At 62.7% G+C, this 14,805-nt stretch carries 16 protein-coding genes and 2 tRNA genes; 10 read left to right on the top strand and 8 right to left on the bottom strand.

What is annotated here, in order from left to right:
* Positions 1-30: 30 nt before the first annotated feature.
* Positions 31-735 (bottom strand): VIT1/CCC1 transporter family protein, encoded by a 705-nt coding sequence (locus ABD704_RS06670; RefSeq protein WP_344698894.1) that lies wholly within the window; start codon positions 733-735, stop codon positions 31-33.
* 32 nt (positions 736-767) lie between these two features.
* A complete protein-coding gene (locus ABD704_RS06665; protein WP_344698893.1) occupies positions 768-1,268 on the bottom strand; it encodes a pyridoxamine 5'-phosphate oxidase family protein in 501 nt (166 codons plus the stop codon).
* Positions 1,269-1,413: 145 nt separating this feature from the next.
* Here ABD704_RS06665 and ABD704_RS06660 point away from each other — a divergent pair, with 145 nt between their 5' ends.
* Positions 1,414-2,385, top strand: a complete 972-nt coding sequence (locus ABD704_RS06660) for a L,D-transpeptidase family protein (protein WP_344698892.1) — start codon at positions 1,414-1,416, stop codon at positions 2,383-2,385.
* 24 nt (positions 2,386-2,409) lie between these two features.
* Here ABD704_RS06660 and ABD704_RS06655 read toward each other — a convergent pair.
* From ABD704_RS06655 to ABD704_RS06635, 5 genes are all read right to left on the bottom strand, one after another.
* A tRNA-Thr gene (locus ABD704_RS06655) sits at positions 2,410-2,485 on the bottom strand.
* 27 nt (positions 2,486-2,512) lie between these two features.
* Positions 2,513-3,364, bottom strand: coding sequence for a hypothetical protein (locus ABD704_RS06650; protein WP_344698891.1), 852 nt, complete (start codon positions 3,362-3,364; stop codon positions 2,513-2,515).
* Entirely contained in the window at positions 3,361-3,705 is a 345-nt protein-coding gene (locus tag ABD704_RS06645; protein ID WP_344698890.1) for an MmcQ/YjbR family DNA-binding protein, read from the bottom strand. Before ABD704_RS06645 ends, ABD704_RS06650 begins: the two co-directional genes overlap by 4 nt.
* A 4-nt stretch (positions 3,706-3,709) precedes the next feature.
* Positions 3,710-5,029, bottom strand: a complete 1,320-nt coding sequence (locus ABD704_RS06640) for a mechanosensitive ion channel (protein ID WP_344698889.1) — start codon at positions 5,027-5,029, stop codon at positions 3,710-3,712.
* Positions 5,030-5,057: 28 nt separating this feature from the next.
* Positions 5,058-6,395, bottom strand: a complete 1,338-nt coding sequence (locus ABD704_RS06635) for a replication-associated recombination protein A (protein WP_344698888.1) — start codon at positions 6,393-6,395, stop codon at positions 5,058-5,060.
* Between the two features lie 96 nt (positions 6,396-6,491).
* Between ABD704_RS06635 and ABD704_RS06630 the strand changes: the two genes are divergently transcribed.
* Positions 6,492-7,130 carry a PadR family transcriptional regulator gene (locus tag ABD704_RS06630; RefSeq protein WP_344698887.1) on the top strand — a complete coding sequence of 213 codons (639 nt, stop codon included), beginning with the start codon at positions 6,492-6,494 and terminating at the stop codon, positions 7,128-7,130.
* 3 nt (positions 7,131-7,133) lie between these two features.
* On the opposite strand, the gene ABD704_RS06625 is transcribed toward ABD704_RS06630, so the two are convergent.
* Positions 7,134-8,303: a glycosyltransferase family 4 protein gene (locus ABD704_RS06625; protein WP_344698886.1), complete on the bottom strand. Its 1,170-nt coding sequence runs from the start codon at positions 8,301-8,303 to the stop codon at positions 7,134-7,136.
* Positions 8,304-8,328: 25 nt separating this feature from the next.
* Here ABD704_RS06625 and ABD704_RS06620 point away from each other — a divergent pair, with 25 nt between their 5' ends.
* From ABD704_RS06620 to ABD704_RS06585, 8 genes are all read left to right on the top strand, one after another.
* Positions 8,329-8,817, top strand: a complete 489-nt coding sequence (locus ABD704_RS06620; protein WP_344698885.1) for a DNA-deoxyinosine glycosylase — start codon at positions 8,329-8,331, stop codon at positions 8,815-8,817.
* Between the two features lie 54 nt (positions 8,818-8,871).
* Positions 8,872-9,165: a hypothetical protein gene (locus ABD704_RS06615; RefSeq protein WP_344698884.1), complete on the top strand. Its 294-nt coding sequence runs from the start codon at positions 8,872-8,874 to the stop codon at positions 9,163-9,165.
* A gap of 10 nt (positions 9,166-9,175) precedes the next feature.
* A complete protein-coding gene (locus ABD704_RS06610) occupies positions 9,176-9,526 on the top strand; it encodes a hypothetical protein (RefSeq protein ID WP_344698883.1) in 351 nt (116 codons plus the stop codon).
* Positions 9,527-9,893: 367 nt separating this feature from the next.
* Complete coding sequence (locus tag ABD704_RS06605; RefSeq protein WP_344698882.1) at positions 9,894-11,120, top strand: hypothetical protein; 1,227 nt, start codon at positions 9,894-9,896, stop codon at positions 11,118-11,120.
* Between the two features lie 83 nt (positions 11,121-11,203).
* Complete coding sequence (locus ABD704_RS06600; RefSeq protein WP_344698881.1) at positions 11,204-11,617, top strand: nuclear transport factor 2 family protein; 414 nt, start codon at positions 11,204-11,206, stop codon at positions 11,615-11,617.
* A gap of 49 nt (positions 11,618-11,666) precedes the next feature.
* A tRNA-Glu gene (locus ABD704_RS06595) sits at positions 11,667-11,742 on the top strand.
* 162 nt (positions 11,743-11,904) lie between these two features.
* Positions 11,905-13,140 carry a tyrosine-type recombinase/integrase gene (locus tag ABD704_RS06590; protein WP_344698880.1) on the top strand — a complete coding sequence of 412 codons (1,236 nt, stop codon included), beginning with the start codon at positions 11,905-11,907 and terminating at the stop codon, positions 13,138-13,140.
* Positions 13,141-13,922: 782 nt separating this feature from the next.
* Entirely contained in the window at positions 13,923-14,648 is a 726-nt protein-coding gene (locus tag ABD704_RS06585) for an AAA family ATPase (RefSeq protein ID WP_344698879.1), read from the top strand.
* Positions 14,649-14,805: the final 157 nt, after the last annotated feature.

The following is a 14,805-nucleotide window of genomic DNA, read 5'->3' as shown; positions in this document are numbered from 1 at the left end:
AGCCTCCGCAAGGCTGGCGGCCGCTGGCGATTACCCCGCAACTGTTCCGAATAATCGGCCGACGCCTGCCGTAACCGCCATCGCCAGTGCGCCCCAGAAGGTCACGCGCATCACCGACGGGCCAAGTGGAGCGCCCCCGGCTCGCGCGCCCAGAGCGCCGAGCGCCGCCAAGCAAGCCAACGAGACGACTGCCACTCCTGCGAAGACCATCGCCAGCGGCAGCAAAAGAACGGCGAGGAGCGGGGCGGCGGCTCCGGCCGAGAAGGTCAGCGCCGAAGCAAGGGCTGCCTGCAAGGGACGCGCCGTCATTGTTTCGGATAGGCCAAGTTCGTCACGGGCATGTGCGGACAGCGCGTCGTGGGCCATCATCTGGTCGGCGACGACTTGCGCGGTTTCTCTCTCCACCCCGCGTGCCACGTAAATCCGGGTAAGTTCCTCACGCTCTCGTTCCGGTTGGTTCAGCAATTCGCCCTTCTCGCGGTCGAGGTCGGCTTTCTCGGTATCCGCCTGGGAGCTTACCGAGACATATTCGCCAGCGGCCATCGACAATGCGCCGGCGACAACCGCTGCCACGCCCGCGACGAGGATGGTCGATTGGGTCGCGTTGGACGCCGCGACACCGACGATCAGGCTCGACGTCGACACGATGCCGTCATTCGCCCCAAGCACCGCCGCGCGAAGCCAGCCAATCCGGGAGGAGGCGTGGCGCTCGTCATGGACATGAAGACGACTCAAACCAGTTTCCCCGCTCTAACCCGCACGGCGCCTCAGCTCGTCGTTGCCAAGAAACCCCAGTCATCGTCTCGTGCCGGGGTCATCTCGGTGCCGCCTGGACCGACGGTTAGCAGGTCGGCGTGGCCGAAGCCCTTCGAATAATCGAGGACGGTCACGATGCTGCAGTAAGCGCGCATGACAGCGGAATGTTTGAGATCCGGGCGAGGGAGCTTGGCGAGGGACGGGCGCCGCGCGAGGACAAGGTCGATTGCACGTTCTCGCTGTTTCGGATCGCGGACTTCCGACGCATTGGCCGCGATCGACAACGCCTTGATCTGGGCCGGGTCGTCGACGTCGGACCCAACGGTTATCGCCACGCGGCTGTCCCGTTCGATGTTCGCGTATTTTTGGCTTGCTCGCGAGATGATGAAATAGAGGAGCAGGCCTTCGTTGGCGTAGCTCACCATCGTGGCCTGCGGCCAGCCGTCGGGCCTTAATGTTGCAATCCCCATCAATCGGTTTCGGTCGAGAATTGTCACGGCTTTTTCTTCCATGCCTCTTCCCTCGGATGACGCGCCAACGCAGCATTCCTTTTTGCAAGCTCCATAACGTCCGTCCTTACGCAATTCTCCTGAGGCCTAAGGACCTTTCCCTAGCGACGAGACACGCGCGCCCTGACAATCTCGCTCGATGCGTTCGATGAAAACCCTGATCCGCCTGACGGCTGCGCTGTCGTTGATCCTCGGCTTTTCGGCACCCGCGCAACAGGTAGACCTGCGAACGGGTTCGGTCGCGCGTACCGTGGCGAAGCTGCGCGCGGGGCAGTTCGTTTGGGCACCCGAAGCGGCCCCGGCAGGGCCGATGATGCTAATCATTAATCTCGCGACGCAACGAGGAATCTTGTTCCGGAACGGCGTTCCAATCGCCGCAACGACGGTTTCGACGGGAAGCGCCGGTCGCGAGACGCCAACAGGCGTGTTCACCATCCTGGAAAAGCAGGTCGAGCATCGCTCTCGAACTTACGACAATGCTCCGATGCCCTACATGCAGCGGCTCACTTGGCGCGGCGTGTCGATTCACGCGGGAAAGTTGCCCGGCTATCCGGCGTCCCATGGATGCATTCGTTTGCCGGCCGCGTTCGCCAAGCTGCTGTTCGCGACCACCAGGCTTGGAATGACGGTGGTCATCACGGATCATCCCGTGACGCCCCGCATTGCACCGACGCCAGAGGTCGTCCTGCGGTCAGCCCCGAGTTCGAAGGCATCGAATGCTCCCGTAGAATGGTTTCCGGAACGGTCCGCAGACGGGCCCGTCTCGATCATCGTCAGCGCCGCCGACAAGCGCGCCACCGTCCTGCGGAACGGCATCGTGATCGGGTCAGGAACTGTCACCATCGATGGCCCCGTGACCGGCAGCTGGGTCTACACGTTGCGGAATGTGGATGAGCAGGGGCAGCACTGGCTTCGCGTTTCGTTATTGTCATCGCGGTCCCCGGCGAGCGAGCATGTCCCACCCCAGGAATGGCAGCGCTATCACGCACCCGAAGCCTTAAAGCGCGCGGTCGCGACAATCGTTAGACCGGGCACGACTATCATCGTGACGCCTGACTCCGTGCAGCCGGGCGGAGATGCGGCGGACATCATCGATGCGGAAACGCCTGCGGAGAAATAGCCGTCTACGATGATGAACGGCAGGTGGTGCCGGATGCAGGATTCGAACCCGCGACCTTCGGTTTACAAAACCGCTGCTCTACCAACTGAGCTAATCCGGCGCGCCACGGCGATCGGGCGCATTTGGGTCAAAGCACGCCGAAGGTCCAGCCTTCGGTTTGCGCAATTTGCATAGTTAGCCCCTGGGGGTCGAAGGCCCGCGGTTCGGTACGTGCAAGCGCGCGCATGCCGGCGGCAGTGACCAGCGCGTCGGTTTGATGGTCGTTCGGCTCGAACCGTAAGCGAGCAGGCGGGCTTCCTAGTCCCGTCAGCGCTAGGTTCAGATCGGCCCGGCTGCGCAGCTTGACGCCACTAAGCCCAGCGCGGCGCAGGTAGATCCGGGTATAGATCTCGACGACCGCGCTGCCGTGATCGGGCAGGGAATCCATTGGCCAGATCGCGACCTTACCATTCAGCGCGTGGAGGAAGCGCATGCCGGAGAAGCTCGCCTTAGCCACCTGTGCGGCGCCGATCGCGTCATAGGCGCTCGCCGTCTTCCGCCCGCCCTGGGCGTTAAGCCGGGCGTCGCACTGGCGGAAGCGCACGAAGTCGGCCTTCGCGCCGTCGGCGATGCCGAAGTAGAAATGCTTTCGATGTGCCATTTCGAGGAAGCTTGCGGCGCCGAGATCCTCGTCGTCGCATTTCGCGTCGACGTAAGCCCAGAACTCGCGCGCAGTGCTTGGAACGCCCGGCTCGCCGATCAAATATTCGCCGCGTTCGATCAGCGGCGGCGCGAAGCTGAAGTCGAAGCCGAACAGGGTTGGCTCTCGCGCCGCTTCGCGTACAAGCCAGTGCAGCACCTCTTCACGCGACCAGACGTGGCCGGCGCGGACCAGCCGCGGTGCGGCATCACCGCGCGCCTCTGCAACAGCGATCCCCTTATGCCGGCGGCCCTTCGCGCCCGACCAATCGATCGCGACATAGCGGCTAAACGGCCTCACTTGCGCTTGCGCGGGCGGGTCTTGGGCAGTGAGGCCGACCAGTCCCGCGAGCTGCGGATCGTGTCACGCACGCGTTCCTCGTCCGTTGCGTCGTAGCGGACGAGCACGCCGGACCAGCCTTCATAATGGGGCGTTTGCCAGTAGGTGTCGGGCTCGGTTTCCTTGAGCATCTCGATCCGGTCGAGGTCCATGGCGATGCCGAAACAAGTGTCGCGCTCCCGCCCGGGGAAGAGGAAGGTGCGGCCGTTCGAGGCAACCTTCACCGCCGGCGACCCGTAACTCGTGCCCAGTTCCGTGTCGGGAAGCGACAGCGCGAACGCGACCGCTTCCTCCCACGTCACTGGGTTAGACCAGGGGAGGCTGGCTGTCGTCGGATCCGCTCGGCGCCGGACTGCCGCGCAGCCGGCGCGAGGCAGGAGGCGGAGCCGGGGTTCCGGTAAAACGGTTCGCCCAATGCTCGGCGACCCGTCCCGCGGCTTCCCGCCCGCCGAGCCCGAACGCGAGCGCGGTGGCGATCGCCGCCGAACCCAGGATCAAGCCGAACGCCAGCATGACGATCTGGTCAGCCAAGCCCATGAAGGTGAGACCGATCGCCGTGAACAAGGCGATAATCGCGTAGCGAACGATGGTCTGCGCAAACCCGCCTTCGCCCGTGCCGCTGCCCACGAGATTGGCAATGATGCGGGCGAGGAAAATGCCGACGACGATGATCAACGTGCCGAAGATCACCTTGCCGCCAAGTTCTGTCACCTGCGCCAGGAAGATTGCGATCGTGCCGCCGCCGAGCTGCGTTGCGGCTTCGATCGACGCGCCGAGAATAACAGCGATCATCGCAATGTTCGCGATGATCCGCGACGGGCTCACGCTCCCGGGAATCACGCCCGTCGAGCGGATTGCATCGTCGAATCCGGTCGGCGGCAGGATCGCCTCGATGATCGTCTTCAGGAACCGGGCGATGATGAAGGCGATGCCGATCCACAGCGCCGCCGCGAGGATGTGCGGCAATGCAGCGTAGATCTGATTGAGCATGTCGATCGCCGGGCCGGAAATGGCCTCGATACCGAGCACCTGCAGGGCCGCGATGGCGATCTGGATGATGATGATGGCAAAGACCAGGACGCCGGCAGCGCGCGCAATGCTGGCCCGAGTTGCGCCTGGAGTGGTGCCCGGCGGCACGGCCTTCGGAGAGCGGCGGACCGTACCTTCGGTCGAGCCGACGCCGATCCGAGCGAGCAATCCGTCGATATTCGCAGCGACCAATACGGTTTCGACCAGCCGCTGAATGATGCGCGCGACGACGAAGCCGATGAAAAGAATCAGGCCAAAGCCGATCAGCCGCGGCAGGAACGCAAAGATCTCGGTCACCAGCTCATTGATGGGCGAGAGGATCTGGCCAATGCCGAGGAACTGGAGCGCGGCCATGATGCCGACCAGCCAAATGATGAGCTTGGCGATCGTACCCAATTGGTGGCCGATCGTTTCGTGCGGCGTGCCAGTGACGTGCTTGCGGAGCGCCGGTGACTTGTCGATCGCCTTTTGCAGCACCCACTGAACCGCGCGGGCGACCGCCCAGGTCGCAACCAGGATGAGAAGCGCTATGAGGACCTTGGGTCCCCAGTTCATCAACTGCGCCTGCCAATAGGCGTTCTGGTCGACCTGATACATTCTGCTGCTCCCCTAGTCTTCGGCGCGCTTAACCCGCGTCCTCATCGGTTTGTTGCAGTTCTTTCCGCCGCTCGTTCCAATAGTCCAGCCGTTCCCGCACGCGCGCTTCAAAACCGCGTTCGGTGGGCTCGTAAAATGCCTGTGGTTCCATTTCCTCGGGCCAATAGTTTTGACCCGAGAAACCTTCCTCGGTGCTGTGGTCGTAGGCATACCCTTTGCCGTAGCCGACGTTCTTCATCAGCTTTGTCGGCGCATTGAGGATATGCATCGGCGGCATCAGGGAACCCGTCTCCTTCGCGCTTCGCCAGGCAGACTTCTGCGCCAAGTAGGTTGCGTTCGATTTGGGCGCTGTCGCCAGATAAAGACACGCCTGCGCGATCCCGATCTCGCCCTCGGGCGAGCCGAGGAAGTCGTACATCTCTTTGGCAGCGAGACACTGAAGCAACGCGTTTGGGTCGGCCATGCCGATATCCTCGACCGCGGCGCGCGTGAGACGTCGGAGGATGTAAAGCGGTTCCTCACCGGCGACGAGCATGCGCGCCAGATAGTAAAGCGCCGCCTGCGGATCAGACCCTCGGATCGCTTTGTGAAGCGCGGAGATGAGATTGTAATGACCTTCGCGGTCCTTGTCGTAGACCGGGACGCGGCGGTGGAGCAGGTCCGACAGTTCGGCGGGCCCGAGCGGCTGCTCGATGCCGATCGAAAATAGCGTCTCGACCTGGTTGAGGAGGAAACGGCCGTCGCCATCGGCGCTGGCGATCAGCGCGTCGCGGGCTTCGTCGGTGACCGGGAGCGTGCGATCCTCGATCGTCTCGGCGCGGCGGATGAGTTCGGCAAGCGCCTCGTGGTCGAGGCGGCGCAGGATCAGCACCTGGCAGCGCGACAGGAGCGCGGCGTTAAGCTCGAAGCTCGGGTTTTCCGTCGTCGCGCCGACAAGGGTCACGGTGCCGTCCTCGACATAGGGCAGAAAACCGTCCTGCTGCGCACGATTGAAGCGGTGGATCTCGTCGACGAATAGAAGGGTCTGTTGGCCGGCACGCGCCGCAGCGCGCGCTTCCGCGAACAGCTTCTTCAAGTCGGCAACGCCCGAAAAGACCGCAGAGATCGCGACGAACCGCAAACCTACGGCATCCGCGAGCAGGCGCGCGATGCTCGTCTTGCCCGTTCCGGGCGGCCCCCACAGGATCATCGAGGCGAGCTTTCCGGCGGCGACCATGCGGCCGATCGCGCCGTCGGGACCGGTCAGATGCTCCTGCCCGACCACCTCGTCGAGCGAGCTTGGACGCAGCTTGTCGGCGAGGGGCGCATTGGCTGCCGGCGCTTCGGCGGGCTTGGTCTGGACGTCGTCGGCAAACAGGTCAGGCATCGCCGAACAAGATAGGTGTTTGCCGGAAAATTTGCACCCGACCTCTTGTGAAAGATGCTACTAAGATATATCTCAGACCCATCGAGAGGAGATGTTATGAGGCATCGACATCATGGCTGCGGACCACGCGGCCGGATTGAAATCAACATTCCCGAGGGCCTGATGGCCATGCGCGGCGGACGCGGCTGGCACGGCAGTTGGGGCCCGGTCCATTTTGACTTCGACGGTCCGGAAGGCTTCGGCGGCGGTGGCCGTGGTCGGCACCGCGGGCGCCGTCGGATGTTCGAAAGCGGCGAGCTTCGGCTAGTGCTGCTCAAGCTGATCGCTGACCAGCCACGTCACGGCTATGACCTTATCCGTGCGATCGAAGAGCTGACCGGCGGCGAATATGCACCGAGCCCGGGCGTCATCTATCCGACGCTGACCCTGCTTCAGGACATGGGGCTGGTCGAGGAAGCGCCAGGCGAGGGTCCGCGCAAGCCATTCCAAATTACCGAGGCGGGCACGGTCCACCTCCAGGAGAATCAGGATGAAGTGGACGATCTGATCGCTCGCCTGAAGGACGCTGCTCCGAACGAGGCGCAGACTGCCGGTCCCGCCATCGGCCGCGCGGTCAAAAACCTGATGACCGCGCTCCGCCATCGTGTGGGCCGTGACGGGCTCGACGATGAACTCTTGCATGAGATTGCAGCGATCCTCGACGAGGCTGCGCAGAAGATCGAGCGGACGAAATAAGCCCTATCGGCCGGTGAGACGCGACAGCCGCTCGCGCTTGATGATGGCGTGGCGATAGGCGCGGATCACCGCCGAATTGATGGTATCCCAATCCATCGTTCTCGCGATCTCGAGTCCCCGCTGGCCATGACGCTGGCGGAGTTCGGGATCGCGCGCATAAGCGGCGAGGGCGCCGGCGAATTCCTCAATGTCTGTCCCGTCGACCAACATGCCGGTAACGCCGTCGTGCACGAGGTTTGTCGCGCCTGTCGACTCCGCCGCGATGACGGGCAGCCCGCAAGCCATGGACTCCAGCGTGACGTTCCCGAATGCCTCGGTGATTGATGGGTTGAGAAAGACGTCGGCGCTGGCAACCGCCCGAGCGAGATCGGCGCCGGTGATTTCTCCAGTGAAGATGGCATCGGGTAGTTGCTCTTCGAACCATGGCCGCGCGGGACCTTCGCCGACGATCAGCGCCTTGTGCTTCAGTCCAAGCTCGGCGAACGCGTGGATCGCATCCGCAAAGACGTCGAGGCCCTTCTCCATCACTACCCGGCCGAGGAACAGGATCGCCATTTCGTCGTCGGCAATGCCGATCGAACGGCGCCATTCCATGTCGCGCCGCTCAGGATTGAACTGATCGCGGTCGATACCGCGGGACCACAGGGTAATGTCACGGTTCATTCGCTGCGCGCGAAGGATCTCGGCCGTCGAAGCCGCCGGCGCGAGCACGACTTCGCAACGATGATAGAAACGGCGCATGATCCCGCGCGCAAGCGGCTCCAATGCCTGAAGGTGGTAATAAGCGAGGTAGGTGTCGAAGCGGGTGTGTACGGAAGCTACCGCTGCGATCTTGTGCCGCCGCGCCCAGGTGACGGCGCGATGGCCAACGATGTCGGGGCTCGACACATGCACGATGTTCGGAGCGAAGGCCTCGAGGTCACGGCGGATCCGACTAGGAAGCGAGATCGGCAGTCGATATTCCGACCGGCCGGGAATCGGGATTGCTGGAACAGACACGAGATCGCCGGTCGCCGGAAAGGCGGGATTCTCGACCGTCGGCGAATAGACGCGCACGTGCACACCCTGGCGCAATAGATAACCGACGAGGCGGTTCAGCGCCTGGTTGGCGCCATCGCGCACATAATTGTAATTGCCCGAGAAGAGGGCGACACGGAGGTCTGAAGGCTGCACGGCGCAGGGCTGTAAGGATGTTTTGGTGAGCGTCAAAGCAGGTTTGCCACCAATCGCCCGCGCTGACGCGCGCCTGTTCGTCCTCGGAAGCCTCCCCGGTGACGCTTCGCTGGCCGCCCGCCGCTATTATGCTCACCCGACGAACCAGTTCTGGCGGCTACTCGGCGCGGCGATTGGGGAGGAGCTTCAATTGCTTGAATATGAGCAACGGCTTGAGCGACTGGCCGAGCGCCGAATAGGCCTGTGGGACGTCATCGCGTCTGCAAATCGGCCGGGCAGTCTCGATCAGGCTATCCGCCTCGCCGAGCACAACCGCATCGAGCATTTGCTCCACGACTTTCCCGATCTGCGCGCCATCGCTTTCAACGGCGGGACTGCCGCGGCCTCGGGCCGGAAGCTGGTCGGTTCGCAATCGGAGATCGCTCTGGTCGATCTTCCATCATCGAGCGCGGCGAACACCCGATCTTTCGCCGAAAAAGCCGCAGCATGGGCCGTGCTCAGCCAATTTCTATAAGCGGGCCGGAGCCTTTCTCTTGCGCAGCGCGTAGAGTGCGGCATGATTGGCATCATGGAAACGGCCGAAGACGCGACCGACGAGGAAAAGCGGCTGTCGATGGTGGATGAGGCGCTGGTCGCCGGCACCATCGCCAACACCAACGGCCTGCTCGTGATCCTCGCGAAGCTGGTCGCCAAGGGGGTGTTCGACCGGTCCGACCTCCAATCATTTTCCGACAGCTACTCCAAGCCGCTCGACCATGTCGGCATGCGCGAGAACGAATTGGTCAGCCAGATGCAGGACCAGATGGAATCGACCCTCGCCGAGTTGATGCGCTACTTGAGCGAGCGCGAACGCGACGATTGACGCGGTTGTGATGCGTCGGGTGCAGGCCTATCTGCCGCAAGTGAGCAGCTTCTGGAAATTGCTGGTTCTCTTCGCGGTTCTGCTGATGCCCTTCGGCAGGGCGCCCGCAGCCGCGCACGGTTCGGACCGTGCTGGCATGACCGCCATGGCCGCAGAGCATTGCCCCGGCACACCGTCGGATCGGAACAAGAAGGCAGGGATCGCACTGTGCACGATGGCGTGCGCCGCCGCGCTACCGGCAGCTGCGCCGGCGGCCGATCCAGCCGTTCAGCACTTTCACGAGACGCCGACCGTCGCGCCGGCAAGCCAACTGACTGGTCTTCACCCCGAAACGGCGACGCCACCTCCAAGGGCGTCCTGAGCTTCGTAACCCCTCGTTGAACTCAGGATTGAGGAGGCGCCGAAGCGCGCCTCCAACTGGAGCGTTTGTGAAGAGTCTAATTACCGCGACGAGCGCGCTTGCGCTCACCTGTCTGTCCACTCCGGTGGCAGCGCAGCACATGCATATGCCCGGTATGCAGATGCCGGCGCCTGCCAAGCCGGCGGCGAAGAAAAAAAAGGCGACGGCCACGAAGGCGGCCCCCGCGGCTGCAAAAAGCAGGAAGTCAGTGCCGCGGTCTGCCGCGCCGACCCAACCTGCCATGGATCATTCAACGATGGATCATTCAACGATGGACCATTCATCGACGGGCGCGCCGACTGCGAACACACCGTCGGAGCCCCATCACATGAATCATGAACAGATGGGCGCCGTGCCCATGGCGGGCATGGAGCATGGCGCACGTCAGGGCGGCCATGAAATGACCGGCGCCCTTGGACCTTATCCCATGGAGCGCGAATCGTCCGGCACCGCTTGGCAGCCGGACGAGTCCGAGCACATGGGCCTGATGACCTCCAGCGGGAACTGGATGCTGATGGCCCATGGCACTCTCAACTTCGTCTACGACCATCAGTCTGGCCGACGCGGCGACGACAAGGCTTTTGCCAGCGGCATGTTGATGGGAATGGCCCAGCGGCCGCTTGGCAACGGCAAGCTTCAACTTCGCGCCAGCCTAAGTCCGGATCCGCTGATGGGCGCGCGCGGCTATCCGTTGCTGCTTGCCAGCGGCGAGACCGCGAACGGGCAAGACCGGCTGATCGACCGCCAGCATCCGCATGACCTCTTCATGGAGCTGTCGGCCTCTGTCTCCCAGAACATCGGGGCGAAAAGCAGCGTCTTCCTGTATGGCGGCCTGCCGGGCGAGCCTGCCTTCGGACCGCCCGCCTTCATGCATCGCGAGGCGATAATGGATTCGCCGGAGGCGCCGATCAGTCACCATTGGCTGGATTCGACTCACATCAGCTTCGGCGTCCTGACGGCTGGGTTAGTGATCGACAACGTGAAGGTGGAAGTCAGCCGCTTCAATGCGCGTGAGCCCGACCAGCATCGCTGGAACATTGAGACTGGGCCGCTGGATTCCACTGCTGTCCGGCTGTCGTGGAACCCGACGCGGGAGCTCTCGCTGCAAGGGAGCTGGGGCAAGTTCATTGATCCCGAGCAGCTTGAGCCAGGCGTCGACCAGAAGCGTCTGTCAGCAAGCCTGCTCTACGCGCGCGAATTGTCACCCGGATGGAAGTTGGCAGGCACGCTGGCCTGGGGCCGCAAGACGGTCGAGCATCACGACGACGACGCTTTCGTTGCCGAGGCGTCGCTGAAGCATTCCGACTGGACTATCTTCGGCCGCGGGGAAGTGACCGAGAACCGCGAGCTTCTCCCGTTGCAGGAGCATGGGCCGGCGTTCCGCGTCGGCAAGGTCTCGATCGGTGCTGTCCGCGATTTTCGCATCTCACCGCACCTGTCAGTTGGCGCTGGCGCGCTGTTCGCGCTCAATTTCGTCCCCGACGGCCTCAAGCCATATTATGGTACCAGCAACCCAACGGGCATGATGGGCTTCTTCCGGCTCAAGCTCGACTGATGGAAGGAAAAGCAATGGTCCGGTATTGGGCCGCTTTCGCTCTTGTCTTAGCATGCAGCACGCCAATCGCGGCGCATGTGGGCGTGAATCCTTCAAGCCAAGCCGGCGCCTTGCAGCCCTCGGCCAGGGATGCGGCGGCAATCGTGGACGCCTTCCATGCGGCGCTGCGGCGGGGCGACTTGAGCGCGGCCTCCGCGTTACTCGCGGCCGACGCGCTTATTTTCGAGTCCGGGAGCGTCGAGCGAACCAAGGCAGAATATGAGGCGAAGCATCTCCCGGCGGATGCGCAGTTCTCCCGTGCCGTTCCTTCCACCCTGATCCGTCGCTCGGGCCAATCGGACGGCAGCACCGCCTGGATCGCCAGCGAAGGTCGCGTCACGGGTACGTTCAAGGGCAAGAAGGTCGACCGCCTCACTACCGAAACCATGGTTCTCCGCCGCGACCGGGCCGCCTGGAAGATCGTCCACATCCACTGGTCTTCAGGCGCAGCGCCCTAATTGACTAGCGGCCGATCAGCCCACATATGGCGCCCTCGCTTGAAGCGCTGGCCCCTTCGTCTAGCGGTCTAGGACGTCGCCCTCTCACGGCGAAAACACGGGTTCGAGTCCCGTAGGGGTCACCAGAGTCGCTATTCCATAGCGTCCCATGCGGTCTCAGAGTTCAGATTTTCCCTCTGTAAATCAGCTGTTTCGAGGCGGGACAGTGTCCCATGCCGTCCCATGCAATCCCAATTGCCATGCAGTAACTGCGTCAGTAGCTACTGCAGAAACGCTGGAGTTACTGCATGCCGCTATCGGACACTGCGATTCGTAAAGCGAGGGGGCGAGAGAAGCCGTATCGGTTGACCGACGAACGAGGACTGTATGTTCTGGTGCAGCCGGACGGCGCGCGGTGGTGGCGCCTAGATTTCACCCTGAATGGCAAGCGCAGGACGATGGGGCTTGGCGTCTATCCCGATGTGGAGCTTGGAGATGCCAGGGAGAAGCGGGATCGGTTCCGCAAGCTAATCGCAGTCGGCATCGATCCCGTAAAGCACCGGCGTACCGGCGCTGGGGAGGCCGATGCCAGCTTCAAAGCAGTGGCGCTGCAGTGGTTCGAAGCCAATCGCCACGAGTGGTCGGATAGAACCTACGCCGTCAAGAAGCGGCGGTTTGAGCAGCACATCTTCCCTGAGATCGGTCACAAGGACATTCGGGCGATCGAGCCGCCGGAGATGCTCAGGATCATCAGGCAGATCGAGGACCGCGGCACGACCGATTTGCCGAGGAGGATGCGGGCCGACTGCGGGAGCGTGTTCCGCTTCGCGATCGCAAGCGGATGGGAGACGCGCGATGCGACTGCCGACATCAAAGGGGCGCTGAAGAAGCGCAAGAAGACGGTCCACCGCGCATTCATCCGACCCGGCGACATGGGCGAGTTCCTCCTGAAGTTGAGCGAAGACCAGAAGGAGGATCAGGACACGAAGGATGCGCTCCTTCTAACGATCCTAACTGCCGTTCGCACCGACGAGTTGAGGTTTGCGCACAAGTCGGAGTTCGAGGACATCAACTGTGAGAAGCCGCTCTGGCGCATTCCAAAGGAGCGCATGAAGATGGACCGTGAGCATTTGAGCCCGCTGTCGAGCCAAGCTGCAGCCATCGTTCGGAGGAGGTTGGAGGAGCTGCCGGAGCGGCAGTCGCTGCTGTTCGGTCGCGGGACCAAGAGCGGCACCATCAGCGAAAATACGATGCTCTACGGTCTTTACCGGTTGGGCTATCACAGCCGAGCCACAGTCCACGGTTTCCGGCGGACATTCTCCACCTTGGCAAACGAAGCCACTAAGGTCGTTGACGGCGAAGAGGTGCCGATGTGGCATCCCGACTGGGTTGAGCGCTGCCTCGCGCATGTCCCTGAAGACCAGGTGCGGGCCGCGTACAACGCCGCCGAATACCTACCGCAGCGCCGCCGTCTGCTCCAGTGGTGGGCTGACTGGCTCGACGCGCAGCGCGAGAACGCGCAAGTTCGCCGGCTCATTGGTTGATGCCAAGGGGGCTAATGTAATCCATGAGAAGGTCGAGCAGGTTGCAAAGCTCCACACGGCGGCGAACGCGAAGCGCTAGGCGCCGACCTCCTCAAAATCGGCTCGTATTCATCTGTGGGATGCCGGGGGCCAAACTCTGCTAGTCGAGTCTTTGCAATTCTTGCAATTTATGAGACAGGCGGCCAAATGCGCGGCCGGAAGCCCAACACCCCTGCGGAAGCAACTATCGCCGGACTCGAAGACCTCATGACGCGCTGCGCCTGGTCGCAGTCGGACTTGGCTAGGAAGCTCTGCATTTCGACTTCTACTGTAAGCCGCGCGCTCTCTGCGCGAACCGCTTCGGCCGCCTTTCTAGCGCGCGCCAACAAAGTAGTGGAGGAGGGGCAATCCATTGGCCGGGGAGGAGGACCGAGTGACGCCCGGGAATTGCATTTATTGCAAGAAATGTATGGACTTCTCAAGAAGGTGAGTGGCAGAATAGAGGAGCTCGCTGCGGAATCGCGTTTCAGTCGCGAGAGAGAGAGGCATCGGTGACCAGCTCGCGTCAAATTCTAGGGATGATCCGCAGCCACGCAGCGGGCGACAACGATCGATTCTTGTCTATTGCTGAAGAGATAGCCGGAGACGCCGAACGGGCCGGCAAGGTAAAGGTTGCTGAGGAGCTGCAAAGGCTTCTCGCGAGCATTCGGTCGGATTCGGCTAAAGGCTCGTCGCGCGTTACGCCTATCGCTAAGGCCCGGGGCGAGCTCGCCGGTCTGATACGAGCCTCATACCCGGACGATGTGCTCGCAGACCTCGTTCTGAGCTCCTCTCTGGAGCGGCAGGTTCGACGTGTCGTGCGCGAACATAGGGAACGCGCCTCGCTCGAAGCGCGCGGCCTGCAGCCTCGCCGCAAGTTCTTGTTCTCGGGACCTCCAGGCACGGGCAAGACGATGACCGCGGCAGCCATTGCGGGGGAACTTGGATTGCCGCTCTTCACGATCCTTCTGGATGGTGTGATCACCAAGTTCATGGGCGAGACGGCGTCCAAACTTAGACTGATCTTCGATGCGATGCAGACAACCAGGGGCGTCTATTTTTTCGACGAGGTCGATGCCCTTGCGACGCGCCGCAGCTCCGACAACGACATCGGCGAGGCTCGCCGGATGCTGAACTCCTTCCTTCAGTTCCTCGAGGAAGAGAATTCAAACGCGATCGTTATTGCCGCGACCAACCACCGCACTCTGCTCGATCCGGCCATCTTCCGGCGCTTTCATGGTTCGTTCCTTTATGGAGAGCCGTCGAAGGACGAAGCCAGGAAAGTGCTGCGAAATCACCTTCTTCAGTTCGACCGGGACTCGATTGACTGGATTGCTGTGGACGAAGCGACGGGGCATCTCAGTCACGCCGATCTCGCCTCCGCAGCGGAAGACGCCGCTCGTGACGCGGTTCTGGAGAACAACGGCGAACTCACGGCGGCGCTGTTGATCCGTGCGCTCGAAGATCGGGCTGCGCTGCACTTGCATTGACCTTAGGCTTCCCCTGCGGAATTAGTGATCCGCTCGGTTGTCTGGGGGAAGAATGCAGGATTACAGGCACATACACCTTCGTGGCGTCGGTGTTGCATCCGAGAAATTCCAGCCGCGCGGAGGCGGTTCTAAAGAACGTCCGCGCCCCGTTGCCGAC

The organism is Sphingomonas limnosediminicola (genome assembly GCF_039537965.1).
Classification (GTDB): Bacteria; Pseudomonadota; Alphaproteobacteria; order Sphingomonadales; family Sphingomonadaceae; genus Sphingomicrobium; species Sphingomicrobium limnosediminicola.
The sequence above is the reverse complement of the archived record's forward strand: the minus strand, read 5'-3'. Positions and strand labels throughout refer to the sequence as shown.